This is a genomic window from Ruminococcus sp. OA3, from assembly GCF_022440845.1.
Classification (GTDB): Bacteria; Bacillota; Clostridia; order Lachnospirales; family Lachnospiraceae; genus Ruminococcus_G.
In genome coordinates this window covers 1817213-1843322 of sequence record NZ_JAKNTO010000001.1, presented here as the reverse complement: position 1 = coordinate 1843322, position 26110 = coordinate 1817213, and the positions used below count along the sequence as shown (strand labels likewise).

At 49.5% G+C, this 26110-nt stretch carries 25 protein-coding genes; 6 read left to right on the top strand and 19 right to left on the bottom strand.

Features of this window, described 5'->3' with window-relative positions:
* Positions 1–252 precede the first annotated feature (252 nt).
* Positions 253–453 (top strand): cold-shock protein, encoded by a 201-nt coding sequence (locus MCG98_RS08415; protein WP_028529056.1) that lies wholly within the window; start codon positions 253–255, stop codon positions 451–453.
* 88 nt (positions 454–541) lie between these two features.
* Here the strand turns inward: MCG98_RS08415 and MCG98_RS08410 are convergent, their stop codons facing one another.
* From MCG98_RS08410 to MCG98_RS08325, 18 genes are all read right to left on the bottom strand, one after another.
* Positions 542–1609: a sulfate/molybdate ABC transporter ATP-binding protein gene (locus tag MCG98_RS08410; protein WP_240301575.1), complete on the bottom strand. Its 1068-nt coding sequence runs from the start codon at positions 1607–1609 to the stop codon at positions 542–544.
* Entirely contained in the window at positions 1606–2280 is a 675-nt protein-coding gene (modB, locus tag MCG98_RS08405; RefSeq protein WP_240301574.1) for a molybdate ABC transporter permease subunit, read from the bottom strand. The genes MCG98_RS08410 and modB overlap by 4 nt, the downstream gene beginning before the upstream one ends.
* A gap of 7 nt (positions 2281–2287) precedes the next feature.
* Positions 2288–3160, bottom strand: a complete 873-nt coding sequence (modA, locus tag MCG98_RS08400) for a molybdate ABC transporter substrate-binding protein (RefSeq protein WP_240301573.1) — start codon at positions 3158–3160, stop codon at positions 2288–2290.
* Positions 3161–3296: 136 nt separating this feature from the next.
* The gene (locus tag MCG98_RS08395) at positions 3297–3788 is read right to left on the bottom strand and encodes a MogA/MoaB family molybdenum cofactor biosynthesis protein (RefSeq protein ID WP_240301572.1); all 492 of its coding nucleotides are present in this window, start codon (positions 3786–3788) and stop codon (positions 3297–3299) included.
* 4 nt (positions 3789–3792) lie between these two features.
* Positions 3793–4767 carry a GTP 3',8-cyclase MoaA gene (gene moaA / locus MCG98_RS08390; protein ID WP_240301571.1) on the bottom strand — a complete coding sequence of 325 codons (975 nt, stop codon included), beginning with the start codon at positions 4765–4767 and terminating at the stop codon, positions 3793–3795.
* A complete protein-coding gene (gene moaC, locus MCG98_RS08385; RefSeq protein ID WP_240301570.1) occupies positions 4760–5239 on the bottom strand; it encodes a cyclic pyranopterin monophosphate synthase MoaC in 480 nt (159 codons plus the stop codon). The genes moaA and moaC overlap by 8 nt, the downstream gene beginning before the upstream one ends.
* Before the next feature lie 14 nt (positions 5240–5253).
* Positions 5254–6177, bottom strand: coding sequence for an XdhC family protein (locus tag MCG98_RS08380; RefSeq protein ID WP_240301569.1), 924 nt, complete (start codon positions 6175–6177; stop codon positions 5254–5256).
* Positions 6178–6197: 20 nt separating this feature from the next.
* Positions 6198–7232: a molybdopterin-binding protein gene (locus MCG98_RS08375; RefSeq protein ID WP_240301568.1), complete on the bottom strand. Its 1035-nt coding sequence runs from the start codon at positions 7230–7232 to the stop codon at positions 6198–6200.
* A gap of 15 nt (positions 7233–7247) precedes the next feature.
* Positions 7248–7856 (bottom strand): histidine phosphatase family protein, encoded by a 609-nt coding sequence (locus tag MCG98_RS08370; RefSeq protein ID WP_240301567.1) that lies wholly within the window; start codon positions 7854–7856, stop codon positions 7248–7250.
* Complete coding sequence (locus tag MCG98_RS08365; RefSeq protein ID WP_240301566.1) at positions 7853–9133, bottom strand: DVU_1553 family AMP-dependent CoA ligase; 1281 nt, start codon at positions 9131–9133, stop codon at positions 7853–7855. Before MCG98_RS08365 ends, MCG98_RS08370 begins: the two co-directional genes overlap by 4 nt.
* Positions 9123–10505 (bottom strand): radical SAM (seleno)protein TrsS, encoded by a 1383-nt coding sequence (gene trsS / locus MCG98_RS08360; protein ID WP_240301565.1) that lies wholly within the window; start codon positions 10503–10505, stop codon positions 9123–9125. The genes MCG98_RS08365 and trsS overlap by 11 nt, the downstream gene beginning before the upstream one ends.
* Before the next feature lie 19 nt (positions 10506–10524).
* The gene (locus MCG98_RS08355) at positions 10525–10827 is read right to left on the bottom strand and encodes a hypothetical protein (RefSeq protein ID WP_240301564.1); all 303 of its coding nucleotides are present in this window, start codon (positions 10825–10827) and stop codon (positions 10525–10527) included.
* Entirely contained in the window at positions 10824–11942 is a 1119-nt protein-coding gene (locus tag MCG98_RS08350) for an aminotransferase class V-fold PLP-dependent enzyme (protein ID WP_240301563.1), read from the bottom strand. The genes MCG98_RS08355 and MCG98_RS08350 overlap by 4 nt, the downstream gene beginning before the upstream one ends.
* Positions 11943–11944: 2 nt before the next feature.
* A complete protein-coding gene (locus MCG98_RS08345; RefSeq protein WP_240301562.1) occupies positions 11945–12571 on the bottom strand; it encodes a nucleotidyltransferase family protein in 627 nt (208 codons plus the stop codon).
* 17 nt (positions 12572–12588) lie between these two features.
* Positions 12589–13020: a DVU_1555 family C-GCAxxG-C-C protein gene (locus tag MCG98_RS08340; protein ID WP_240301561.1), complete on the bottom strand. Its 432-nt coding sequence runs from the start codon at positions 13018–13020 to the stop codon at positions 12589–12591.
* A 23-nt stretch (positions 13021–13043) separates the two neighbouring features.
* Positions 13044–13265: a DVU_1557 family redox protein gene (locus MCG98_RS08335; RefSeq protein ID WP_240301560.1), complete on the bottom strand. Its 222-nt coding sequence runs from the start codon at positions 13263–13265 to the stop codon at positions 13044–13046.
* A gap of 3 nt (positions 13266–13268) precedes the next feature.
* Positions 13269–15527 carry a pyridine nucleotide-disulfide oxidoreductase/dicluster-binding protein gene (locus MCG98_RS08330; protein ID WP_240301559.1) on the bottom strand — a complete coding sequence of 753 codons (2259 nt, stop codon included), beginning with the start codon at positions 15525–15527 and terminating at the stop codon, positions 13269–13271.
* Between the two features lie 153 nt (positions 15528–15680).
* Entirely contained in the window at positions 15681–18416 is a 2736-nt protein-coding gene (locus MCG98_RS08325) for a molybdopterin-dependent aldehyde oxidoreductase (RefSeq protein WP_240301558.1), read from the bottom strand.
* A gap of 169 nt (positions 18417–18585) precedes the next feature.
* On the opposite strand from MCG98_RS08325, the gene MCG98_RS08320 reads away from it, so the two are divergent.
* From MCG98_RS08320 to xylB, 5 genes are all read left to right on the top strand, one after another.
* The gene (locus MCG98_RS08320; protein WP_240301557.1) at positions 18586–18984 is read left to right on the top strand and encodes a hypothetical protein; all 399 of its coding nucleotides are present in this window, start codon (positions 18586–18588) and stop codon (positions 18982–18984) included.
* 209 nt (positions 18985–19193) lie between these two features.
* Positions 19194–20039, top strand: a complete 846-nt coding sequence (locus MCG98_RS08315; RefSeq protein WP_240301556.1) for an AraC family transcriptional regulator — start codon at positions 19194–19196, stop codon at positions 20037–20039.
* Between the two features lie 107 nt (positions 20040–20146).
* Positions 20147–20764, top strand: coding sequence for a DUF4867 family protein (locus tag MCG98_RS08310; RefSeq protein ID WP_240301555.1), 618 nt, complete (start codon positions 20147–20149; stop codon positions 20762–20764).
* Between the two features lie 30 nt (positions 20765–20794).
* The gene (locus MCG98_RS08305) at positions 20795–22288 is read left to right on the top strand and encodes an L-fucose/L-arabinose isomerase family protein (protein ID WP_240301554.1); all 1494 of its coding nucleotides are present in this window, start codon (positions 20795–20797) and stop codon (positions 22286–22288) included.
* 23 nt (positions 22289–22311) lie between these two features.
* Positions 22312–23769, top strand: coding sequence for a xylulokinase (gene xylB, locus MCG98_RS08300; RefSeq protein WP_240301553.1), 1458 nt, complete (start codon positions 22312–22314; stop codon positions 23767–23769).
* A gap of 54 nt (positions 23770–23823) precedes the next feature.
* On the opposite strand, the gene MCG98_RS08295 is transcribed toward xylB, so the two are convergent.
* The gene (locus MCG98_RS08295) at positions 23824–26022 is read right to left on the bottom strand and encodes an extracellular solute-binding protein (protein ID WP_240301552.1); all 2199 of its coding nucleotides are present in this window, start codon (positions 26020–26022) and stop codon (positions 23824–23826) included.
* Between the last annotated feature and the right edge of the window lie 88 nt (positions 26023–26110).

Genomic DNA, 26110 nt, shown 5'->3' with positions numbered 1-26110 from the left:
CGATTCTCCTTGTGCTCATCTTAATCATATCATACACGAAATTTTTCTTGAAATAAAGCTTTTTTTCTTCTTGACTTTTCACAATCTTCAGACTATAATATAACCGTATCGGGAAGTTATTGGATATAATAGTAATTCACTAGTTATTAGAGATTATATTATGTTTACAATATAGTCTGTGATAACTGGTGATTTTTTATTTTCCAGTTCTTTCAATTTATTATTTTTTTTATTTTATGGAGGTAACATCTTATGAACAAAGGAACAGTAAAATGGTTCAACGCTGAAAAAGGTTATGGATTCATCACAAGCGACGACGGATCTGATGTATTCGTACACTTTTCTGCAATCCAGGGCGACGGCTTTAAATCTTTAGATGAAGGTCAGGCTGTATCTTATGACTTAACTGAAGGCGCTCGTGGTATGCAGGCTGCCAACGTTGTAAAATTATAATTATATAAGAGACAACGCTTAAGTCGAAACCAAAACGCTTCTGCCGGTCTGTATATCAGCCGGCAGAAGCGTTTTTTGTGTCCCGGTCCTAATATTTATCTTCCATCACCAGAATGTCCCCGGGCGCGATGTAAAGTGTGTCGGGCAGTTTCTTTGCCAGCCTGGACCCAATCTGGTTTTTTCCGATCTTCCACCAGAGCAGTGAATTGTCCGCTGCCGGTGTTTTGATCAAAATGCTCCATTCAAACGGTGACTCACTGATCTCTTTTACACTGCACAAGATTATATTGTTTCCGTCTTTTATCTGCTGCTCATCTGCAGGCATAAAATCATGCGCACGAATGCCAATGTGGCTGAAATGTTCGGGCAATTCTGTCTCCACCTCAAATGTCAGCCCCCAGTCGGTCGCCCAGACCTTTTTACCGTTCAGCTTTTTCGCTGCTGAAATATTTTTACATCCTGTGAGTCTTGCAACTTTCATAAACCTGGGATTGCGAAAGACTTCCCTGGTCTCCCCCTGTCTTATGATACGGCCTTCGTCCAGCATGCAGACCCTCTCGCACGTCTGATACGCTTCGTCTCTGCTGTGTGTGACCAGTACGGCATCCCCCTGATACAACTCCAGAATGTTTTCGAACTGAATTTGCAGTTCTTCCTTTAAATACGCATCAAGTGCTGAAAACGGTTCATCAAACAGCATCACCTCCGGTTTATAGGCCAGGATCCTTGCAAGTGCCACACGCTGCTGCTGCCCGCCGGAAAGCTGCCCCGGTCTGCGTTTTTCCAGTCCTTCCAGCTGAAAAAGCCGGATCATGCGCTGTACCTTTTCGGTCAGATCTTCATCTGATTTTTTAAGCCCCGCTGCTATATTCTGTTCTACCGTCATATTGGGGAACAGTGCATAATTCTGGAACAGATAACCGACACCACGGCTCTGCGGTCTGATATTGATCTTCTTTTGAGAATCATAAAGCACACGTCCGTTGAGCTCGATATATCCTTCATCCGGCGTCATGATGCCTGCGATGCACTTCAGCGTCATACTTTTTCCACAGCCGGAGGCTCCCAGGATCCCCAGGCAGCCTCCATTTGTCTCAAACGCAATATCCAGCTGAAAATTCTTTACTTTTTTCTTTATCTCTACTTTCAGACTCATATCCTCATCCCGCGTTTCTCTCTCGCTGTCGCGAGATTCATCACTACGACGACGGCAAATGATATGATCACCAGAATCATCACATAGTCGTATGCCGTATTCATATCCCCCGCCGCCACCGCTGAGTAGACGGCAAGCGGAAGGGTCCTCGTTTTGCCGGCAATATTTCCGGCAATCATCGCCGTCGCACCAAATTCCCCGAGTCCCCTGGCAAATGCCAGCACTGCCCCGGAAACAACCCCCGGCATCGCATTCGGGAGCAGTACTCTCCAGAAAATCGTCCACTCCGACATTCCAAGAGTTCTCCCGGCATGGAGCAGATTTTCGTCCACCTGTTCAAAGGCACCGCGTGCAGAGCGGTACATCAGCGGAAACGAGATAACGACTGCAGCGAGTACCGTAGCCCCCCATGAGAATGCAATCTTAACGCTGAAATAGTCAATGAAAAATTTTCCCAGAGGTCTTTTGACCCCAAATATGTAAAGCAGGAAAAAACCTGCCACGGTAGGAGGCAGTACCAGAGGTAATGTGAACAGTCCATCCAGAATGTGTCTGACCGCAGTTTTTTTAATCCCCACGACAAAACGTGCCAGCCCAATGCCGATAAAAAACGTAACAATGATAGCGAGCCCGGCTGTCTTCATAGATATCAGAATTGGTGAATAGTCCATACGCCGCCTATCCTATATTTGAGGTGAAACCGTATTCTTCAAATACAGCCATGGCTTCCGGCGTCTGCAGAAAATCCACGAACTTCTGTGCCGCATCTTTTTTCTCAGATGCGGTGACAACTCCGACCGGATAGATCACAGGTTCCGCCAGAGCTCCCTCCGGTGCCTCTGCCACCACCTTAACCTTGTCTGTCGTCGCTGCATCCGTTGCATAGACGATACCTGCATCAGCACTTCCCTCAGCTACCCAGTTCAAAACTTCCGTCACATTGGTCCCAAAGCTGGACTTTGCCGCTACCTCATCATAAATCCCGAGACTCGTAAGCGCTTCCTGCGCATACTGTCCTGCCGGAACACTCTCCGGATCTCCAAGTGCAACTGTCTCAGCATTTTTAATATCCTCAAATGCTGCAAGTGAAGATTCGCCGTCAGCCGGAACAATCAGTACGATTTTGTTCTCCAGCAGCTCCACAACAGAATCCGCATCGATCATCGATTCGTCTTTCAGTGCATTCATCTGTTTCATGGCAGCTGACATAAAGACATCTGCTTCCAGGCCCTCTCCAATCTGTGTCTGCAGTTTTCCTGAGCTGTCATAAGTACCCTCTACCTTGATGCCCGGATTTGCTTCCTCGAACATTGGAATGAGTTCATCCGTGTAGGAATACTCAAGACTCGCAGCGGCCGCGACCAGGATCGTCGTCTCCTCGCCCGCCGCATCTTTATCATCTGCTGCCTCGGTCGGATCTGCCTCTTCCGTTGTTGGTTCTGCCTCCTGGGCAGTATCCGTTTTGGATTCATCTGCGGCTTTATCTCCGCACCCTGCCAGCGCCGCTGTCATCGCCGCTACCATCATCACTGCCATTAATTTTTTTTTCATTTTTGTCATCCTCCTTTTAGTAAACATCTTCTTTTTTATGATAACACGACCGGCTGGCCACCGTCACCGATGATGCCTCCTTTCATCATCTTTCCTGGTTCCCCTTACCGATCGGTGTTTCCAGAATCATACGGGGCTATTTCCTTGCACAATTCGCCGCAGTCCCAGTCAGAATATCAAGCCCATGTCCCAGTTCACTGATAATGTATTCCAGACACTCCCTGACCGCCTTCGGGCTTCCCGGGAGATTGACGATCAGTGTAGCTTCCCGGATACCGGCTGCCGCCCTGCTCAGCATCGCTCGTTTAGTAAACCGTGCGCTGTAAGCGCGCATAGCCTCCGGGATTCCCGGAACCATCCTCTGTGCCACCTCCGCCGTCGCCTCCGGCATACAGTCTCTCGGCGAAAAGCCGGTCCCCCCTGTTGTGAGGATCAGATCCGCCAGATTTCCGTCAGCGATGCGTCTCATCTCATCACTCAGCATCTGCTTTTCATCCGGCAGAACCACCGCTGATACCACCTGATATCCATTGTCTTCCACGATTTCCCTGATCGCGGGACCACTTAGATCCTCTCTCTCTTTTCGATATCCCGCATCACTGGATGTTATAATCGCTACCCGATACATATCATCATCCTCCTATCTGTGCCATGCAGTGAGATTCTTCTTCCGAAATCTGTTCTGCCAGAAACTCATGTCCTGTCGGTTTCTTTAAAACAACCTCACGGATGGCGGCCTCGATGTCCCCGTCATCCGCTCCTGTTCTCAAAAGCGTGCGCAGATCACGCCCCGTCTCATACTGCAGGCACGACTTCAGAAACCCCTGCGAAGTCATTCTGATTCGGTTACATTCATTACAGAACTTATGACTGATCGCACTGATAAATCCAATTTTCCCGGTCAGCTGTTCTACTGTATAGTAGTGTCCCGGTCCATTGCCCAGTTTATCCATACAAGGCGTCACCTCTCCGAACGCCGCCCTGAGCTGTCCGACAATCTCATCCTCTCCGATGAATTTGAATTTTTTTCCATATCCTATCGGCATCATCTCAATAAATCTCACATGAACAGGATGTTCTCCTGCCAGTGCCGCGATCTCCATCAAATCCTGGCCTTCCATTCCCATCGGTACACAGTTGATCTTCAGCGGAACATCCCTGTACCTCATGGCAGCTTCGATCCCGCATTTCACATGATCCAGCATATCCCGTCTCGTGATCTCACGAAACAGTGCCGGATTCATGGTGTCCAGGCTGATATTGATACCGTTGATCCCCGCCGCATGCAGGTCTTTCATATACTCTGTCAGCAATATGCCATTTGTCGTCAGCGTCACTTTTTCAATACCTGAAATCTGTTTCAGTTCACGTACAAGATACGGTACATCTTTTCGCACCAGAGGTTCTCCGCCCGTCAGTTTGATTTTGGAAATTCCAAGCCCCGCCATAATGCGGCATACTCTGAGAATCTCGTCATATCTGAGAATTTCTTCGTGAGGTGTGTTTTTCACACCGTCTTCAGGCATACAGTAGACACATCTCAGATTGCACCGGTCAGTCACCGAGATCCTGACATAGTCGATATTTCTCCCACATTGATCAATCATATGCAAAATCACCGCTCTTTCCGCCGCTTTTGTTCACCAGATGAATATCGGTCATAACCATCCGCTTGTCAATCGCCTTACACATATCGTAGATGGTCAGAAGCGCGATCTGTACACCCGTAAGCGCCTCCATCTCCACGCCTGTTTTCCCGTCAGTCATCACCGTACATATGGCTGTAATCTCCTGCTTTTCCTTTGAAACTTCAAACTCAACGCTGCATTTTCCGACAGGCAGCGGATGGCACATCGGAATCAGGTCAGATGTCCTTTTTACTCCCATGATCCCCGCTATCCTTGCAACCCCCAGTACATCTCCTTTTTTCACGCTGCCGCTTAGTACCGCCTGCATGATATCTTCATTCACCCTGATCGTACCGCGGGCAGTAGCCGTGCGGTGGGTCACTTCCTTTTCTGTCACATCTACCATCACCGCATTTCCATTGCTGTCAAAATGCGTCAGTTTATTCCCCATAATCGTGTTCCTCCTTACAGCGGCTCAAACATCACCGCCACACGTCCTCCGCATACCATTCCCAGCGTTGCCGCTTCTGAATTGCCAAGGTCATACCCTGCGGTGTCAAAACACCCTGTCCGGCATAATTCAACGGCCCGCTTAACCGCAGCATATTCAATTGCCCCGCCGCCTATTGTCCCATAGTTTTTCCCGCAGGAGGTCACCACCATCCGGCTGCCCTTACCCCGCGGCGACGATCCTTCCTTTTCTGTCACCGTCACCATCACAGACGGTTCTGTCTGGTTCAGGCCTTCAAGCACCGCCTCGTCCAGTGTGCTGCCCGATTCCGTATTCTTCACCTGTATAATTTCAGCTGCAATACTGACAGCGATCTCCGCCGGTGTCTGTCCTCCGATCCTTAATCCGATCGGCGCATGCACCGCATCCACCTGCTCCGCCGAAAAGCCTTCTTCCGCCAGCCGTTCTCTGGACAGCTTTACTTTGCTTCTGCTTCCGATCATACCGATATATCCATGTGAACGCGTCAGGATGTTGCGCAGGCACGTATAGTCATGCTCATGTCCCCGCGTCAAAATCACATAATAAGCATGCTCCGGAAACCGGGCATTCGGAAACTCTGTATCAAAATTCAGACAGCGAATCTCATCGGCCATCGGAAATCTGACCGTATTCGCATATTCCAGTCGGTCATCCACCACGATCAGGCGGTATTCCAATTCCCGGAAAATTCGTGCTGCCGCCTGCGACACATGACCTGCCCCGCACAGCACTACAGTCATTTGACCCTGAAAGTTTTCTGAAAAGCATCCATTTACCTGCTCTGTCTTGAATTCCTTTTCACCCCTTCTGGCCCCGGTCAGATACGTGGTCACGGGAACCAGCGCTTCCCTTTGCATTCTCCTATGCAGTTCCAGATAAAATCCCCGGTAATCCATATCTTCTCCTCCCATTTTGGTTATGCTTTTCCAAATCCACAGTTCGGGAACGTACATGTCGGGCATCCCAGGCACAATCCTCCAACTCCCAGGCGTGCGATTTCTTCTTTTGATATCCGGTCGTCCGCCAGTACCCGGGGAAGCATGATGTCAAAAATGGTCCTCCTGGCGTACATCACACATCCAGGAAGTCCCAGAATGGGAACCACCTGTCCGTCTTCTCTGTGATAGTAAGAAAGCAGCATCATCGCCCCTGGCAGAACCGGTGCTCCGTATGTAATAACCTCTGCGCCTGTGGCTGCGATCGCTCCCGGTGTCCGGTCATCCGGATCCACACTCATTCCGCCGGTACAGACTACGACCTCTGCCCCCTGTGCGATCATATTCAGAATTGCCTGTCGGATGTTCTCCTTGTCGTCACCCACTAAAGTCTTCATTGTGACCTCGGCACCGAATTCTTCAAATTTTTTCTCGACTACCGGAGTGAAGGTATCTTTTATCCTTCCATAGAATACTTCATTTCCGGTTGTTACGATCCCTGCCTTTTTCGGCTGTATCGGTTTGAGCATAAGCAGCGGCTGTTCCCCTGCGGCCTCCTTTGCGAGCTCCATCTTTTCCTTTTCTATGACCAGCGGGATTATACGTGTTCCTGCCAGTACTTCCCCCTTTTTAACAACCGTATTATTATGGCGGCATGCGATCATCATATCACCCAGCAGGTTGACTTTCAGCAGACGGTCTTCCCTGATCTTCAGCAGTCCGTCCCTTGTCGCTTTGATCTCTATTTTTCCTTCCTTTACCTCTGACGGTTCCATATATTCATTCCTGCACATCCGGTACAGGATATCAGCCGCCTCATTTTCATGAAGGATATTCTCATCTTTTTCCCAGACATAGATGTGATCTTTCCCCATGGAAAGCAGCACCGGAATATCTTCCTCCTGAATGATGTGCCCCTTTCGAAAAGCCGGTCCTTTCTTTTTGTCCCTGATGATCTGTGTAAGATCATGACATAATACCTGTCCAACTGCCTCTGTGGTTGCCATCTCTTTCATCTTATGTTCCTCCTTTTAGTGATAACTTTGATCCTTCAGTCTTTCCATAACAGCTGCCTTAGTCGCATCCCAGACCACATACTCTCCATATCCTATCTGATATTGCAGCAATTCATCGGGATTCCTGCCGTCTCTGCAGCAGCAGAGCGTTCTGATAACGCCTGCATGCGTAATAAAAAGAAATACCTTTTCTTCCTGTAGACATTGTACCCTTTCTTGTGTAAACTGTACAGCGCGTATCATCACCTGGAGAAAATTTTCTCCGCCCGGTGTGCGGTAGTTCCCCGGATGTTCCCCCCTGATCCTGTACTCTTTAGGATATTCCTGCCGGATCAGGCGGACGGATTGCCCCTCCCAGTCTCCGAGATTAATTTCCCGGAGACGTTGATCCGTCCGAAACGGCATTTCAAAATGCATTGCTGCACGTTCGGCAGTCTCCACGCATCGCTTCAGGTCGCTGGACCAGATTTCATCGACCCATCCGATCTGTCCTCCCAAACGCTCCAGGCTTTTATCGACCTCTGTCTGCCCCTCCTGCGTCATGGACCTATCCGTCTGTCCGATGTAACACTTTTCTTCGTCAGGCAGCCGGATAGAGCCGTGCCGCATCAAAATTAGCTTCACTCGTTTTCACCATCCCTTAAGATTGTACGTTTCTGCAGATACTGCGGGCGTATTTCCATCGAAGGTTCCGCTGTGATTTCCGTCTTCAGCCCCGTCTGTTCCCGTATGACCTTCTGTATCATTTCGATGAACTCTGTCATGTTACCCGGCAGCTTTGCATAGAACACCAGATGCAGCTTCAGCAGATTATCAGCGTATTGATAGCCAGCCCTGTAATCCATCAGTCCCTCCGCCGCGAACAGCAGTTCATCCAGATCCTCCATCGTCAGCATCCCGTCCCGATGCCGTATCTCATTGCCGATCCTGCCGCCCGATGCCCACAACCGCGTAAGAAAACTGCCACAGCTGCACCGTTTTCTTTCTATTTTTCCGTAATCGCCGGTCCGGTAACGGATCAGCGGCATACCTTCTCTCGTCAGGGTCGTCAGAACAAGCTCCCCGCTGCAGCCGTCGGGAAGGATTTCTGCGCTTTCTGGATGAATCACCTCAAACAGCAGATCATTTTCACGGATGTGCATGCCGCAGTGTGCCGGACAGTCGATTGCCGCACCGAGTCCTGCCTCCGTGATGCCAAAATGATCATAAACCTCACACTGCAGATCCGCCTCCAGGCGTTTTTTTACACTGCCCGACAAATGATCCGTGCTCAGCAGTATCTTATGAAGAAAGAGGCGGATGCCATGTTCCCGCACATAGCACGCAAGCGCAAGTGCCTGAACGGGCGCTGCTACAAAGGAGTCTGCCCTGTTTGTCATCAGGACATTCACTGCATCTTCAAGTTCCGTGATCAGCCCATAACCGATGCCTTTTGTATGCATCCTTGTCAGTCCCTTAAGCAGCAGGTCGCCCACACTGCCCACCCTCTCATAAGGCAGAAAGACCACCGTCACTCCGCCCGGTCTTGCCACAAGAGCCATGCCGTGGTAAAAAAAATCGATCGTCAGATCCTGATCTTGTCTTGTAAAATACAGACGTTTCGGCAAACCTGACGTTCCGGTTGTGGTGAGCGTGACCACACGCTCAATCTCTCCCTGTGGTACACACAGCATCTGCAGACCCTGCTCCCGGACTGCAGACGCATCCGTAAACGGCAGACACCGAAACGCATCCCACGAATCCGGCACTGCAGTATCATCATACAATCTTCTGTAATAAGGGCTTTCGCTCTTTGCTCTCCGGATCAGTTCCGTGATCCGCTTCAGCTGCCAACAGCGGATTTCTCCTTCCCGCTCTGTTTCTATTCCATGTTTTTGCCGGATCCAATCATCAAGTATCACCGTCTTCCTGCCCCCGATATAAGGTTCTCCCGTCAGCCGCCGTCATATTATAGGCACAGAACGGCACGAGATCCATCTTTTCTTTCTGAGATATCATATGAATATAGCATTCCCGCAGACGGTCCAGATCCAGATTCCATGCATCCATAAATGTCATACAGGAGACCGCAAGCGTATACTGCTCGATCCGCTCCAGGAAATCATCGAGGGACCCCGTCTGGCAGCAGCTCTGTTTCTGATCCGCGCTCTTAACCTTCGGACGCCCCGATGACCAGCGTCTGGCCACGAATTTCTGTGCTTTTCTGGATGCAGCACCCGGCTGTACATGCTCCGCTCCGCATCCGCAGCTTTTTTCTGAGTTCAGCGACCGTATCGTTCCATCCTGCATTTTCATAAAATTCCCGCTGAACGAACAGTAGGCATTCTCCGCATTTCCCGGCGAAAAACCACTGACTTTCATCCTGCCTTCCGTCTGTGCTTCAATGTCCCGCAGCAGATCCGGCAGTGTGTAACGTATTTCTGCATCCATATCCTCAAACCTTCCAAAATAACTGATCGGCTGAAAATGTACGCCGCGCACCACCGGCATATGATCCAGCGCAAATTGAAGAATGTCTCCCACCTCCTGTGTATTGACACCCGCCGCAAGTGTCGGCACCAGTACGACCCCGATATCGGCTGCCTCACATTCGGAAATCGCCTTTTTCTTCAGTTCGGCCAACGGCCGCCCCCGCAGCTTTTGATAAGTCTCATCACTCAGACCGTCAAACTGTAAAAACACGCAGTTCAGACCCGCCTCAGCCAGGCGCCTGATGTAGCCCGGCTCCTCTGCTATCCTGATACCATTGGTATTCAGCTGGAAGAACGTAAATCCCTTCTCTCTGCCCAATTTGATGATCTCATCCAGATCGTCCCGCATGGTAGGTTCTCCGCCGGAGAGCTGAATGTTGAATGGTCCACCGCACTCCATCATCGCATCAAACCATCCCTTGATCTGCACAAGATCCGGCTCCTTAGACGGAGTTCCTGCAGATGCAAAACAGACGGGACACCCCAGGTTGCAGCGGCTGGTAACTTCCATCAGCACACAGCACGTATGCTGGCGGTGATCCGGACACAATCCGCAGTCATAGGGGCACCCTCTCTCCGCTTCTTCATGCGCAGGGTTCACAGGTGTTGCCTGAACATGTGCCCGTCCCCAGCTCTCGTAATCGGGCGCCCCTCTCCAGATCAGCGTTCGAAAATACCCGTGATCAGGGCACTCCTTTTCGAGATATACCTCATCCCCCGTTTTTACTTTGCACGCCGGTATCCGCTGCAGACATACCGGACATACACTTTCCGTCGTTCCTATACACGTTTGATTCCCCATGACGTTTCCTCCTGCCGTCTCACGGCAGTTTTTCCAAAATCCCGAAAAGCTGCTGTTCAAATTCCTGTTTTTGATCTTCCCACCCGTCATCGGCAAAACCGGCTTTTACTATCACATCATTCAGGATCCCTTTTACCTTTACGCCGTATGCGGTCTCCATCATGAAAAACGGACGCCGAAAATTCCTCTTTACCGTGAGATTTCCCCAGTCTGCAAATTTCTCCAGCATGGCTTCATCGATCGGACGTTTTAGAAGGTAATGGAAAGATTTAGCATTGGCAAAACAATTCTCTGCTTTCTTACATGTAAAATATTCTTTCATAGCAGCACCGCCTTTAACGCCTCTTCCGTCTCCGCGATCTCCTCCTCTGTGGTGAAGCGGGAGAGGCTGAAACGTACGCTGCCTGTTTTCGGCATCCCGATTGCCGGAAAGATCAGCGGTGCACAGTGCAGTCCCGTACGGCAGATAATGTCAAAGCCTCCGGCCAGCATATCACCGATATCCTCCGCTTCCAGAGAATTCGAAGCGAATGTCAGTACCGGTGTCCTCATGTCTTCTACCTCTGCCACATGACATCCGAGAACCCGAAGAACCTTTTCCAGCCTGCGGATATAACCAAGCGTACGCTTAAGATTCATTGGATGTTCTCTTGCCCATCCGATGGAAAACGCAAGTCCGCTTAAAGATTGTTCATTCTGAGTTCCCGCTTCCAGATGAATCGGCATCTCATCCGGCATCTCGTCCTCATCGGAGCGGATTCCGGTTCCTCCCGTCAGCACCGGTGTCAGTTCCGTATTGCCGGAAACATACAATGCCCCTGTTCCCTGGGGACCCAGCAGATATTTATGCCCGGTCAATGCCACCATATCGATCCCCCAGATCTCTGGTTCAACAGGATATAACCCCACAGTCTGCGAAGCGTCCAGAAAGACCGTACAGCCGTATTCCTTTGCCAGTGCCGTCAGGCCTGCGGCATCATTGACTGCTCCCGTCACATTGGAGCCATGTGTCAGTATGACCATCCGGGGCCGGTACTCCTTCAAAAACTGTGCCAGCGTATCTTGGGTCAGGCGTCCGCTTCGGTCAACCGGCATCACATGATACCGGAGTTTCCCCTGTTTCTGCAGAAAATACAACGGTCTCAGCACTGCATTATGCTCTGCCGCTGTTGTCAGCACGATGTCCCCGTCTCTCCATGGGAACCCCAGTAATCCCATGTTCAATGCATGGGTGGCACAGGAAGCATACACGATACAGGCCTCATCCCGTACTTTCAAAAGCTCGGCCAGATAATTCCTGCAGGTACGCTCCGCTACATGGTCAGTCAGTGTCGCACGGTTTCCATGACCCGGAAGGTTTTGGAACACTTCCTTCATATATCCGGAAAGTCCCTCTGCCTTCGGCCACGAAGTCGCCGCATTGTTCAGATAGATCATTCTCATCTTCCTTTCTGCCGCAGATCATACGCCCTCAGCAACCGCTCATAATCACCCGGCAGGTCCGTATCCTGAAGGATCTCTTCATCGTCAACCTCCAGAAAACAGGTGCTGTCCGCGTAACGTTTGAAAACTCCTCTCAACCCCTCCTCTCCCCGGTATTCCAGAATTCCTTTGATTACGTTTCCGGAGAACATTGGCGGATGCCCCGGCTTCCCCTGAAATGTGGGAATGAGCAGTTTTGGCTGTTTCTCCTGAAAAGTCTCTGCGACACGCACGATCGTCTCCGGTGCGATCAGAGGTACATCCCCCGGACAAAACAATATCCCCTGTGTTCCCGGTCTCACGGCACGGATACCAATCCTGACAGATTCCATCATATCCGTCTCATCATAATCTTTATTCTCCGAATAATGGACTTTCATTCTCCGAAGCAGCGGAATCACTTTATGCCTCTGATACCCCACCACAACTTCAATGTGATCGAGACCTGCATGCCGGAAACTGTTGATGGTAGATTCCAGAATGCAGCCATCTCCCAGTGGGAGAAGTGGTTTAAACTTCTTCATTCTCCTTGAGCAGCCGGCAGCTACTATGACTACGGTATAGTTTTCAAATCTGTTCTTCATGATGTCCTTCACCTGTTTTATCCCTCTAAGATCTCATATTCTGTCAGTAATTCCAGTATCTTCCCGCAGCACTCCTCAATAATGGGGGCACACACTGTCAGACATTTTGAAAAATCTCCTCCAATGATCTGCATGCAGTCCGTGCTGCCATACTGCGGCATGTATCGTTCCCGAAACCAGCCGGTATACTCCTGAATGATTTCATGGCAACGGTTGTCCTCCATCTCCTCAGGATCCCCTTTTCCGGTGAACACTCCCAGCACACAGCATCCGCCAGTCAGCGCACCACACATTCCGCCGCCATGGCCCATCCCGCCGGTCAGTCCGCTTACCGCACGGATCAAATCCGGATTTTCTTTCCCTTCCAGCTCCAGTACGATCATCATCATGATCTGACTGCACTCAAATCCCTGCAGCCCAAGTTCCAGCAAACGTTCCTTCAAATCCATCAGCGTCCCTCCCTTTCCCGTCGTTATTTATCCTCGAGTGCCTGTTCTACCTGAAAGATTTTTCCCAGAGCGAGCTCCTCCGGAAGAAATGCCTGTCCGCAGCACGGACATTTCGGCATCAGAATCGGAAAATCATTTCCCATATAGTGGAGCACGATCTCTCCCGGTACCATTGACACCTGACATTTTTCGCAGATCAGGCTCCCCGGCTCAAAATCCCAGGACTCATAATATTTTTCTGACATCGCCTATCCCTCGCCCTCATTCGAAATCGTCATCCGATGTGCATACGCCTTCCCGATCACATAGGCTCCGTTTTGAGTCTCATGATAATACACCCAGAACGTCACATTCCCCACCTGCCGATGCGCGACTGACCAGCCGCTTTTCTGATCTCTGACACTGTATCCTTCCTGCGCGCGCGCCAACACGGCCCGTATATCACTGTCCAGGATTTTCCGTTCTTCCAGCATCTGCTTCACCTGATCGTCATACTGCAGTTCCATCCGTACCTCATCCACCGTCTTTTCATTCCAGAATCTTTCCAATACTGCACGGCGCAGCAGCAATCGGTTGTCCCATCGCATTGAATACCCGGGATACGCTCTCTTGTATGCGTCCTCCGTATCGTAGATCAGTTCCAGAATATGTACAGCCACAGCCCCGCCTTTCCGAAAACGTTCTCTGCAGTTGATGCAGTATGTCAGATAGAATTCTGCTCCGTCTGTCAGACATTGTTCTGTCATCAGATCCGCAACTTCCGGATTTGAAATCTGCGTCAGACCGCCGTATCCGCAGCACGCCGTCTGTTCCCCGCGGTATGTCCCCTCCCTGAGTTCATATCCCATTGCCCTTGCCAGCTGCCGCACCTGTTCCTGTACCTTTAAATCATTGCGGGCACCACAGGAGTCATGCATCATCAGCGTTCCCTGCTGCCCACGATACGATGATGGAAGGCCGATCTCCAGCAAAACCTCCCAGATACCCCTGCATTCCACACCGGAAATCTCCTCTGACAGCACCCGAAGACACATCGGGCATGCGGCGATCACGATCGGTTTTCCCATCTTTTCCCAGGCTCTTTGAATCTTTTCTATTGCCTCCGTGTATTGCTTCTTCTCACCTGCCCAGTCCGCCATCACACCACAGCATCCCAGGATCAGACCGACCCCTCCGTTCAGCCGCTCCCGCAGATGGGCATAGGCTTTTTCCACGGCTCCCGGTGCTGACGCCGGTAACTGGCATCCGGGAAAAAAGACATAGGCACTCTCCTCATCCTCCTGTGCCCTCGCCAGAAATACCTGTTCTGAATTGCTGTACTTCATGTCATTTAATGCGAATTCAAAAGCGGACTGAGGCATCTTTTCTTTTTCCACCATGATCTGCCGTGCTTCCCGGATGACCGCTCCGAGGTCAAGTCCATGGGGACAGACTTCTTTGCACTGACCACAGAGACTGCATGAATTGATCATCTTGTTCGCATGACGCGTACCCATGGCGATGGAAAGATTATTATAGATCTCTCTCAGATACTTTTTTGGATAGCCCTTATAATACCGCATAAACGCACAGGCATTTGTACAGTCTGTACATTTGCAGTCCAGGCAGCGTCCGGCTTCACGGACCGCCGCATCTCTGGAAATTTCCTGCTCACTGCCGGCAAGCTTTGACCTGAAGTTTTCTTCCTGCGCGATGTTGACGTGGAGACTGGTAGTGTAGACGCCTTCCTGCTCCCGTCCTGCATCCATGGAAACCCTTTTCAGAAAACGGTCTGCGGAGATCGCCGTACGCCTTCCCTCAGCCACCGCATCCACAAAACGTCCCGTGGAGGTACGAATGGCATCGCCGCAGCTAAAACGGTTGGTCTCTCCAAGCTGAAAATCATTTTTATTTACGTTCAGCACTGTATTCTGTATTCCCCACGCAATGACTACCGCATCATATTCAGCTGCCAGCCCTTCGAGATCCGTGACTTCCTGTCCCGTATTTATGGTTATCGGATATTTTTCGAGACGCTTCTGTTCCCGTTTCAGCATATCCTCTGAGATACCAAAATTTTCTTCCAGTGCAGACCATATTTTTTCCTCTTTTTCAAAAACAGTTACCGCATAGCCTTTTTTCCCCAGCTCAAGTGCTGCTGCCATTCCTGCAATACCGGCTCCCACCACGGCAGCCCGCTGTGTTTTTCCAGGCAGAAATACCCGTTTTTCTTTAACGTTTCCAAACCGGACCGCTGCCTTCTCAAGGACACGCAGCCACAGCCCTCCTCCACAGGCATCTCTTGCGCAGGAATCCCGGCACGGCTCTTCACAAAGAGTGCTTAAAAGTTCAGGAAAGACGGCCGCCTTTTCATAGACAGTCCTTGCCTTGTCAAAGTCCTCCTGCGCCAGTGCCCTGCAGATATCTCTGCAGTTGATATGAAGCGGACAGGCGGCCATCGCCGCAGGCGGCTGTTCCTGTGTACACAGCCGTTCCAGTTCATGAAGTTTTTGCTGGTTTACTTCCATTATATCACATCCCTTATGTATGGACAAAAAAGCCTGCCACAGGCAGCCTTTTTATACACGATAGCAAAAGGATGACAGAAATAATCACCTGTGGATTATCCCTGTCATCCATGGACGGGGAAACTTCTTTCCCTCTGTTACTTTCAGGCTAAACTACCTGAGTGCGTCCAGAGCCGCTTTCACTTTCTCCGGTTTTGCCGGAATCTCTGTGATTCTTGCACCGGTCGCGTTATAAATTGCACTTAAGATTGCAGGATGTCCTGCCGTCAGAGGACCCTCACCACATCCGGATGCACCGTACGGTCCAAGCGGCCTCGGTGTCTCTGTATAAATGATATGAAAGTCATCCGGCACATCTTCCGGATATGGAATTCCGCAGCCGGCAAGGGTCGTATGTTTCTTGTAATCTTCAAAGTCTTCAGAAAGTCCAAGTCCGAAGCCCTGTGTACAGCCGCCGTAAACCTGGCCGTCAACAACGATCTTATTGATAATTGTACCGAAGTCACAAACTGTCGTGAAGCGTATAATTCGAACTTTGCCTGTCTCAACGTTTACTTCCACTTCCGGAATAAACAACTGATACATGTAGTTGGAGAACGGTGCTCCCTGTCCTGTCTCCAGATCACAGTCCGTGCATGCGCTTGCCACCCAGGTTCCCTCATAGAATGTAGGAATATTCTCAGCAGTCATCTCATCATATGTGCGGAAAGTTCCATCCTGTTTTCTCATCGCATTCACAAGCATCTCCGCTGCTACACGCGTAGCGTTTCCGGTTACAACGTTGGAGCGGCTTCCGCCTGCCGGTCCGGATGCCGGTGTCAGCGCCGTATCATTCATAACAAGTTTGATCATATCCGGTGTGATACCTGCTTCGCGCAGTGTTTCATGTGCCATCGTCAGCGTACCGATATCAGCACCCTGTCCGTGATCTTCCCAGGAGTTAAACACCGTCACGGTTCCGTCCGGATTCAGCTGGATATTGGCAAAGGAACCATCCTTACCATCCAGGCCGCATCCATAGACACCTGCTGCGAATCCGACACCGTATCTCAGTTTATCCGTATTCATCCTGGCAAGACGTTCTTTTGCCTCATAATAAATCGGCCTTGCTTTCTCATACATTTCTTCCAGGCAGAAGACTTCCGGTTCCTGTCCGGTCGGAGTCGTACATCCGGTTCCTTCTCTGTAGATGTTGCGGTAACGCAGTTCAAACGGATCGATGCCCATCTTCTCTGCCAGTACATCCATACACAGCTCAGATCCCAGGAATGACTGAGGCGAGCCGTATCCGCGAAATGCAGACCCCCATGCATGATTGGTACATACCGTCTGGCTCTTATTACGTATATTGCGGATGTCATAGCCCGCACCTGTAAACTGTGTCAGACGCATAGTCAGCAGATCGCCAAACTCGGAATATGGACCGTGATCGATATAATTGTCGCCTTCCATTGCCAGCAGTTTGCCATTTTCATCCGCTGCCATCTTAATATGCATAAATGCCGGTGAACGTTTCCCTGTATACGTAATATTCTGATACTGATCGTACACGAGTGAACACGGACGTCCGTCCAGTGCCAGACATGCAACGCCGAGCAGAGCTTCCATCGTCGGACTGAATTTATAACCAAATGTTCCGCCTGCCGGATTCTGTACAAGACGGAATTTTTCCGGTTCAATACCGATGCCTGCCGTGATCATCGCAGAGTGCAGATGTATTCCGATACTCTTGGAATGTACGGTCAGTCTGCCCTCCTCATCGATATACGCGAGTCCGCAGTCGGGTTCGATATGCAGATGAGGCTGGCGGCTGGAATAAGCGTCAATTTCTGCCACGTATGGAGCACTCTCCATGATAGGCGCAGTCTCTTCGCCTTTGATACAGTTTGTTTCATAATAAATATTCGGTGTGCCCGGATGAATCTCAATAGCATCCTCAGCGATCGCTTCCATCGCGCTCATATAAGCCGGAAGTGCTTCCAGATCCAGTTTTACCTTCTTTGCAGCCTCCCTCGCATGCTCTTCCGTATCAGCGGCTACAATGGCAACTGCATCGCCGATCTGAAATATTTTTTCATCACAGAGGATCGGACGGTCCCATCCGTCACCCTTGTTGTTTGCAAATGTGATCAATCCGCTGATACGGTTCTTACCTTTTACATCCTTATGTGTAATCACCTTGTACACACCCGGCATCTTTTCAGCTTCCGAATAGTCAATACCTTTCAGCAGTGCATGCGGAATTTCCGCCTGAACGAGCGCAAGCCTGGCGGTATTGTCCGGCATCTGCAGCGCCATATCAGCACCGTAGTCCCATGTTCCAGTAACCTTCTGAGCCGCCGATGGGCGGATATAGCTGGTCCCCAGTATCTTATTGCCGACCGGTTTAAAGATCAGATCTTCTTTTGCCATCTCTCCACGCATAACGCTGGCTGCATCCATAACCGCATCCACGAGCGGCTTGTAGCCGGTACATCGGCAGAGGTTTCTGTGAACCTGAAACCAGTGACGTACTTCCTCACGTGTAGGTGAAGGATTCTCGGCCAGCAGCACTTTGGCAGACATGATAAAACCAGGTGAGCAGAAACCACACTGCGCACACCCATGCCCCATCCATGCCAGCTGCAGCGGATGCAGGTCCTCAGGTGTGCCAATACCTTCAATCGTCTCGATAACGGTATCATCTTTTACCTTGCTCATCTTCATAATACAGGAACGCACTGCCTTTCCGTCTACAATGACAGTACATGTCCCGCACTGACCCTGATCACAGCCGATCTTACATCCCGTAAGAAGAAGCTGCTCACGGAGCACTTTTGCCAGGGAGTCTTCTGGATTCACCAACAGGGTGCGTGGTAATCCGTTAATTACTAATCTTTTTTTAACCATTCATTAACCTCCTTAAATATCACGTTGACTTTCGTTTCCCTGGTAACCGAAGTTGTGACCGTAAGTAGCAGAACCATCATAAAAATACCATGCAAAAATGCTTTTCATCTCTGCGGTATTCTTTTATAATGAAAACATAGACAGGCATACACTGGAAAGGAAGAATATTATGAAAAATCCCTATGCAGAAATTGAACTGCAGATGGCACGTACCATCGACTATCTCATTGCAGCTGCCAAAGCAGACTCACAGGAAAAACTCGGTGATCTTCATTCCCAGATCATCCAGGCCGTAAATGCACAGATGGAACTTCAATATAAAAATTATGAACTGCCGGATCATATCTGCTCTTCCTCTGTCACACTTCAGATTCAGGATAATGAGACTGGGCGCCTTTACACCCGGACACTGCCGCTTGATTTTAAGGAAAACAACAATGGGCTGACTCTGGAAGGTGAAACTTCACAGGGAGTCCCTTCAGAAATTGTGTTCCTGTCCAACACAGCAGTCGATAAAATCGCAGATGTTACCGGCCATGGACCTGATCATTCAAGGTGTGATGATTAGATTGAACAGAACGATCAAATTTTGTGCATTTTTTCAAATTTTATCTATGTTTTGCATCATATTGTATTTATATTGTACATAATTCAGGCGGTTGCGTCAAGAAAATTTCGGAAAATTTCAAGATATACTTTGCATATTTCGATTCTTTCCACCTGAGAAATACACAGCCACACATTGTAAGAATCATGACATTACAGAGGAGAACATTCATGGACATTTCTCACGAACTGATCATACCGAATGATGACATTCCATTTAAGATGTTTGTCTTTGAAGGTAAGGACGGCAATTATAACCGAGAAAAACACTGGCACCGTTCGGTGGAGATTTTTGCACTTTTTGAAGGTGAACTTCAGTTTTTTATCAACGAAAAAGAATATCCGCTTATCCCCGGAGAATTCATGTTGGTCAACTCTAACGAAGTACACTCTGTTCATTCCCCCAAACCCAACCTGACGATCGTCCTGCAGATTCCTCTGTCCGCCTTCGAAAGTTATTATACAGATGATAAATTCATCTATTTCTCACACAGCTCACGCAATCAGGATGCAGAAGTTATGACCTTGCTGCACAGTCTTTACACAACATATGCCAGGGGTGAATGCGGTTATGAGCTTAAAGTGCTGAGCCAGTTCTATATGCTGGTGTATCTGCTCGTAACAAAATACCGGAAACTGGATGTGAATCCAGAGCTTGTGCGCAGCAATAAAAACCTTAACCGCCTCTCCAGGATCACTTCCTACATGAAGGAAAACTACGCTCAGAATCTGACACTTGAGAGCCTTGCTCAGACTTTTGGATATTCACCCACGTATTTGTCACGGATGTTTCAGAAGTATGCCAGGACTACTTTTAAAACGTATCTGCAGAATCTTCGCCTGGAGTATGCCTATAAACAACTCGTCAATACCCGAACTCCCATCGGTGAGATCGCCCTCAGCCACGGTTTTGCCAGCAGCAAATCTTTTTCTCATGTCTTCACCAAACGCTACGGCATCCTGCCCAGCGAATTTCGCAGAACTGAATTTTCCAAAAAGGATAAGAAATCGCCATAAACAAGCTAAGTTTTTGGTAGTTAGGTCAAATAAAGGTTGCTATAATGTCCATATAGAACACGGCGGGCCCAAACGGGCCGGCTGCCGTACCATGAAGGAGGACTTCTATGAGGATACAGGAAATAACAGCCTCTTCTTTCCGCAAATACGGAAAGATACTTCACTCTTATGACGTAAGCGGACTTCTCGAAGAGATGAAACACACACCGCTGCCTGACAATGATGTGATTTACGTTCCGTCCGATCAGGATATGGAACAACTTCCCGTCGCAGAAGAATTAAAAAACATGGCTTACGGCGGACTCCCCATTCAGATCGGATACTGTAATGGAAACAACCGTTCACTGAATGCAGTAGAATATCACCGTGATTCAGAGATTAATATCGCCGTGACGGACCTCATTTTGCTGCTCGGCATGCAGCAGGATATCACGGATGACTTTATATATGAGACTTCAAAGATGGAGGCTTTTCTGCTTCCCGCAGGAACTGCGGTTGAGCTTTATGCCACCACGCTGCACTACGCACCGATATCCGTCTCCGGAGAAAATTTTCGCTGTGTTGTCGTGCTTCCAAAAGGAACGAACACGGACATTGATTTTCCGCTGATTGATGACGCCGAAAACCGTCTGATGGCAGCAAAGAACAAATGGCTGATCGCCCATGCGGATGCACACATCGAAGGTGCGTTCTGCGGACTGAAAGGTGATAATATCACACTTTAATGACAAATTATATTTGGGAGGGAATCTATTATGAACAATCTACCAGAAGTAAAAATCGGAATTGTAGCCGTGAGCAGGGACTGTTTTCCGGAAAGCCTGTCCGTCAACCGCAGAAAGGCATTGGTTGAAGCCTATACACAGAAATACGGGGCTGACTCCATCTATGAGTGCCCGGTTTGTATCGTGGAGAGTGAGCTCCATATGGTGCAGGCGCTGGAAGATATTAAAAAAGCCGGCTGCAACGCACTGGCAGTCTATCTCGGCAACTTTGGTCCTGAGATCTCCGAGACACTGCTCGCCAAACATTTTGACGGTCCGAAAATGTTCGTGGCCGCGGCTGAGGAGAGCGGTGATCATCTCATCCAGGGCAGAGGCGACGCATACTGCGGTATGTTAAACGCCAGCTACAATCTGAAACTGAGAAATGTCAAAGCTTACATACCTGAATATCCGGTAGGAGATGCTGAAGAATGTGCGGATATGATTCACGAATTCCTGCCGATCGCGCGCGCGGTCATCGGTCTCCTGGACCTCAAGATCATCAGCTTTGGTCCGCGCCCGCTCAATTTCCTTGCCTGCAATGCCCCGATCCAGCAGCTGTACAACCTGGGTGTTGAACTGGAAGAAAATTCCGAGCTGGATCTGTTCGAGGCATTCCACAGGCATGACGGAGACGAAAGGATCCCGGCGCTTGTAAAAGAGATGACGGCAGAACTCGGCAGCGGAAATAAAAAACCGGACATCCTTCCGAAACTTGCACAGTACGAACTGACTTTAAAAGACTGGGTGGAAGAACATCGCGGTTACCGCAAATACGTGGCAATCGCCGGGAAATGCTGGCCGGCATTCCAGACACAGTTTGGTTTCGTTCCGTGCTACGTTAACAGCCGTCTGACTGCACAGGGGATTCCGGTGTCCTGTGAGGTCGATATCTACGGAGCCTTAAGTGAATTTATCGGAACAGCTGTCAGCCAGGATATTGTCACTCTGCTCGACATCAACAACTCCGTGCCGAAAGATCTTTATACAGAAGACATCAGCGGCAAATACGACTATACCTTAAAAGATACCTTCATGGGATTCCACTGTGGAAATACGGCATCACAGAAACTCTCCTTCTGTGAGATGAAATATCAGTTCATCATGGCAAGAGCACTCCCTGAAGAAGTGACACAGGGTACCCTGGAAGGAGATATCGTACCGGGTGACATTACGTTCTTCCGTCTGCAGAGTACATCCGACAACAAACTGCGCGCTTACATCGCACAGGGTGAGGTTCTTCCTGTAGCAACTCGCTCCTTCGGTGCGATCGGTATCTTCGCGATCCCTGAAATGGGAAGATTTTACCGTCATGTGCTGATCGAAGGCAACTATCCGCACCACGGCGCAGTGGCATTCGGTCATTTTGGAAAAGCATTGTATGAAGTATTCAAATACATCGGCGTTCCTGTAGAGGAAATCGGTTATAATCAGCCGGCCGGCGTCCGTTACCCCACAGAAAACCCATTTGGATGCAGCCTGTAGGCTGTATCATCGGAGGTGTACATATGCTGTATATCGGTATCGATCTCGGTACTTCAGCAGTCAAATTGCTGCTGATGGACGAAAAAGGAACCATCTGCAAAACAGTCAGCCGGGAATACCCGCTGTACTTTCCTCATCCGGGCTGGTCGCAGCAGAACCCCGAAGACTGGTTTGCACAGACAATGGACGGTCTGCTGGAGTTGACGGACGGCGCTGACAAGAGCAGCATCCGCGGCATCAGCTTTGGCGGCCAGATGCATGGTCTCGTTGTCCTGGATGATCAGGACCGCGTCATCCGCCCTGCCATTCTCTGGAATGACGGCAGAACATCAGAGGAGACCGATTATCTGAACCGGGTAGTCGGCAGGGATAAACTGTCGCAGTACACGGCCAACATTGCATTTGCCGGCTTTACTGCACCGAAGATCCTGTGGCTTGCAAAGCACGAGCCGGAGAATTTCAGGCGCATCAAAAAGATCATGCTTCCGAAAGACTATCTGGCATACCGCCTGTCCGGTGAATTCTGTACGGATATGTCAGATGCATCCGGCATGCTGCTGCTGAACGTAAAAGACAGACGCTGGTCAGACGAGATGCTTTCTGTCTGCGGCATTACACAAGAGCAGCTTCCGAAGCTGTATGAAAGCTACGAACCTGTGGGAACGCTTAAGCCGCAGATCGCAGATGAGCTCGGTCTTTCCCACTGTGTACAAGTCATCGCGGGGGCAGGAGACAATGCGGCAGCTGCCGTCGGAACCGGAACGGTAGGTGACGGAATGTGTAATCTCTCACTTGGAACTTCCGGGACTATCTTTATCTCCAGTGATAAGTTCGGAGTAGATGAAAACAATGCACTGCACTCCTTCGCACATGCGGATGGGCACTTTCATCTGATGGGCTGCATGCTCAGCGCTGCATCCTGCAATAAATGGTGGAATGATGATATTTTAAAAACTACAGATTATGCGGCAGAGCAGAAAAATATCACACGCCTCGGTGAAAACCAGGTGTTCTACCTGCCTTACCTGATGGGAGAACGTTCTCCGCACAATGACCCAAATGCCAGAGCCGTTTTTCTCGGTATGAGTATGGATACCACCAGGGAAGATATGACGCAGGCCATCCTGGAAGGGGTTGCCTTTGCCCTGAGAGACTCACTGGAAGTAGCCAGAAGCCTGGGTATTCCGATCGTAAGGACAAAAATCTGCGGCGGCGGTGCCAAAAGTCCTCTCTGGAAGACCATCATCGCCAATGTCATGAATCTGAAAGTGGATGTGCCCGAAGTTGAAGAAGGCCCTGCTCTCGGAGGTGCCATGCTCGCAGCAGTGGGCTGCGGAGAATATCCGGATGTCACAGGTGCTGCTGATGCGATTGTAAAGGTCGTACAGACAGTGGATCCCGATCCCGGACTGGTTGCCAGATACGAAGAACGGTATCAGAAATTCAGGACATTATATCCTGCTTTAAAAGACGTTTTCTAATATTTATATACTTTTCCTTAAAAAGGCCACCGATTTTACACGGTGGTCTTCTCCTTATTTTATCACCAGTTTCTCTATCCTGTCCTTCATATTACGTACAGCCTGGCTCTCATCACTCTCTCTTCTCAGCACACGCTCAATCTCACCCGGAATAATCTCCGTATAAATATTGTTCTTCCTCCGGCTCTCGTCCAAAATCTCCGGCATGTACCGTTTCTTGCTCTGCCGATAACTCTCCAGAATCAACGTCTTCCAGGGAACTGCATATTCCAGATCGGAACGCTCATAATAATCTTTTCTCAGCGTAGAGCCACCAAGCAGCGCCAGTGGTATTGCATTCTGATTGCCGCATGCCCAGATCAGGAAGTTCTGTGCGTCCTCCATATGACGGCCATAACGGTTCAGGCCGAGACTCCAGCCTCCAAGCACCGGTTTTCCTCCCGGTACCAGCGCACATCCCAGATTTCCCGCCACTTTGGATTTCGTATAGTTGTTGATGCTTCCCGCATCAGAATCATACAGTACAATCATCGCACTGTCGCCCCTGGCAAACTCATCCGCCACATCATTCCATGAAAACAGTTCTTTCCCTGACGTATACTGATAAGAAGTGATCAGATTCTTCAGCGCTGCAACCGAATTTCCGTTGTCGATCACTACATTTCCCTTCTCGTCAAAGACATCACTTCCATATGCCCAGAGATGAGAAAGAAAGCTGATGGTTGTATAAACATTTGCCCCCGTCGGCAGTGAAGTCCCGTATTTTACCGGAGACTGCGGGTTGATAGATTTCGTAAAGAATTCTGCAACCAGATTAAACTGCGCCCATGTCTTCGGCGGAGCCAGCTCCTCGCCGTACATCCTTCGAAACCGCATCTGCAGCATCCGGTCTTCAAACAGATCCTTCTGATAGAACAGAATCTGTGCACCTGACATGAAAGGAACTGCATACAGAGACTCCACATACATACCGCACTCCTTGACGACATCATCCACAAATCCGGTAAAGTATTCCTGATTTTCCTTCAGCAGACCATCCAGATTTGCCACTCCGCCACTCTCGGCCAGTCCCTCCAGCCATGTGATGTCCATCATAAACCCGTCATACCTGCTGTCCTTCTGCATGGAGTTTTCATACAGAAGTTCTTCGAGTTCCCTGTATTTCAAAAGATCGAAACGGATCTTCTTACCGCTTTCTTTTTCATAAATCTGCGAAAGCATCTGCAGACTCCTGGACGATGAACAGTCATACATAGCAAATACCAGCTCTCCCGGAGCTCTCTGAATCTGCGCACCTGACGCCGGATCCTTATCATATCTTGCCTTAATTATATTCGTAATATTTTCATGCAGGTTCGGGCGTACAATGGCATCCATCATCCGTTTGGCAGCAGCCTGTGCCACCTCCTTCTGCAGAACAGTAAGCTGTGCATGATACTTTCCCGAATCCTCCATCCAACGGCTTTCTTTCATCACCACAATGAGTACATTCTGTGCCTCCAGCGTTTCAGCCGCCTTATGAACTCCGATACCGATCTGTTCGCTGCCCACGATCACTGCCTGAAGATCATGAGTGGCGGTGTATAATTCAAAAAATGCCTGAAAGCCCTGTTCCTGATTGCTCTCCACCACTTTGATCAGTTCCTCCTGTCCAAAGCAGCCGCGATATTTCTTTAACATCTCCTCATTCTGCATCAGTTCTTTTTCCAGAATCAGTCCCACCCTTGACAGACCCATACTGCGAAAGTCTTCCAGCGCTGATTCAAATGCATCCCCATAGTCGATCACAATCCGGTCATCAGATGAATCTTTGACTTTGTTTCTTCCGATGATCACTCCGGGCACATTCTTCCCGTTTAATCTGGCATCAATTTTGTCCCTGACATTGGAGTGCAGGACAATCCCTGCCACAGACTGCTGAAGGCAGGCCTCGATACATTTTTTTTCAATCAGACGGTTATTTCTGCTGAATTTTACAACAATACTGTACCCCTGTTCCCTGAAACATCTTTCCAGATTATGGAGAAATTCCGCATAATCCCGCTGCAGTGCATCCGGGAGAATCACTCCGATCAATGAACTTTGTGTATTTTTCAGGCTGCGTGCATTGGCATCCGGCTGATACGCCAGCTCTTCCATCGCTTTCTCCACACGCCGGATCAGTTCCTCATTCTGTGTTTTTCCATTCAATACATTCGAGGCTGTACCAAGAGATACGCCTGCAAGCTTTGCAACTTCTTTTATCGTCGCCATATAGCCCTCCTAATGCATCATGATACGTTTCATGCTTTGCATTCAGTTTAGCACATTTATGATTGATACTGCAAGAAAGATTGCGCCT

Bases quoted from the DNA above. Each gene is read 5' to 3' on its own strand.
- MCG98_RS08415 (WP_028529056.1), top strand. From the start codon at position 253: ATGAACAAAGGAACAGTAAAATGGTTCAACGCTGAAAAAGGTTATGGA.
- MCG98_RS08410 (WP_240301575.1), bottom strand. From the start codon at position 1,609: ATGAGTCTGAAAGTAGAGATAAAGAAAAAAGTAAAGAATTTTCAGCTG.
- modB (WP_240301574.1), bottom strand. From the start codon at position 2,280: ATGGACTATTCACCAATTCTGATATCTATGAAGACAGCCGGGCTCGCT.
- modA (WP_240301573.1), bottom strand. From the start codon at position 3,160: ATGAAAAAAAAATTAATGGCAGTGATGATGGTAGCGGCGATGACAGCG.
- MCG98_RS08395 (WP_240301572.1), bottom strand. From the start codon at position 3,788: ATGTATCGGGTAGCGATTATAACATCCAGTGATGCGGGATATCGAAAA.
- moaA (WP_240301571.1), bottom strand. From the start codon at position 4,767: ATGATTGATCAATGTGGGAGAAATATCGACTATGTCAGGATCTCGGTG.
- moaC (WP_240301570.1), bottom strand. From the start codon at position 5,239: ATGGGGAATAAACTGACGCATTTTGACAGCAATGGAAATGCGGTGATG.
- MCG98_RS08380 (WP_240301569.1), bottom strand. From the start codon at position 6,177: ATGGATTACCGGGGATTTTATCTGGAACTGCATAGGAGAATGCAAAGG.
- MCG98_RS08375 (WP_240301568.1), bottom strand. From the start codon at position 7,232: ATGAAAGAGATGGCAACCACAGAGGCAGTTGGACAGGTATTATGTCAT.
- trsS (WP_240301565.1), bottom strand. From the start codon at position 10,505: ATGGGGAATCAAACGTGTATAGGAACGACGGAAAGTGTATGTCCGGTA.
- MCG98_RS08355 (WP_240301564.1), bottom strand. From the start codon at position 10,827: ATGAAAGAATATTTTACATGTAAGAAAGCAGAGAATTGTTTTGCCAAT.
- MCG98_RS08350 (WP_240301563.1), bottom strand. From the start codon at position 11,942: ATGATCTATCTGAACAATGCGGCGACTTCGTGGCCGAAGGCAGAGGGA.
- MCG98_RS08345 (WP_240301562.1), bottom strand. From the start codon at position 12,571: ATGAAGAACAGATTTGAAAACTATACCGTAGTCATAGTAGCTGCCGGC.
- MCG98_RS08340 (WP_240301561.1), bottom strand. From the start codon at position 13,020: ATGGATTTGAAGGAACGTTTGCTGGAACTTGGGCTGCAGGGATTTGAG.
- MCG98_RS08335 (WP_240301560.1), bottom strand. From the start codon at position 13,265: ATGTCAGAAAAATATTATGAGTCCTGGGATTTTGAGCCGGGGAGCCTG.
- MCG98_RS08330 (WP_240301559.1), bottom strand. From the start codon at position 15,527: ATGGAAGTAAACCAGCAAAAACTTCATGAACTGGAACGGCTGTGTACA.
- MCG98_RS08325 (WP_240301558.1), bottom strand. From the start codon at position 18,416: ATGGTTAAAAAAAGATTAGTAATTAACGGATTACCACGCACCCTGTTG.
- MCG98_RS08320 (WP_240301557.1), top strand. From the start codon at position 18,586: ATGAAAAATCCCTATGCAGAAATTGAACTGCAGATGGCACGTACCATC.
- MCG98_RS08315 (WP_240301556.1), top strand. From the start codon at position 19,194: ATGGACATTTCTCACGAACTGATCATACCGAATGATGACATTCCATTT.
- MCG98_RS08310 (WP_240301555.1), top strand. From the start codon at position 20,147: ATGAGGATACAGGAAATAACAGCCTCTTCTTTCCGCAAATACGGAAAG.
- MCG98_RS08305 (WP_240301554.1), top strand. From the start codon at position 20,795: ATGAACAATCTACCAGAAGTAAAAATCGGAATTGTAGCCGTGAGCAGG.
- xylB (WP_240301553.1), top strand. From the start codon at position 22,312: ATGCTGTATATCGGTATCGATCTCGGTACTTCAGCAGTCAAATTGCTG.
- MCG98_RS08295 (WP_240301552.1), bottom strand. From the start codon at position 26,022: ATGGCGACGATAAAAGAAGTTGCAAAGCTTGCAGGCGTATCTCTTGGT.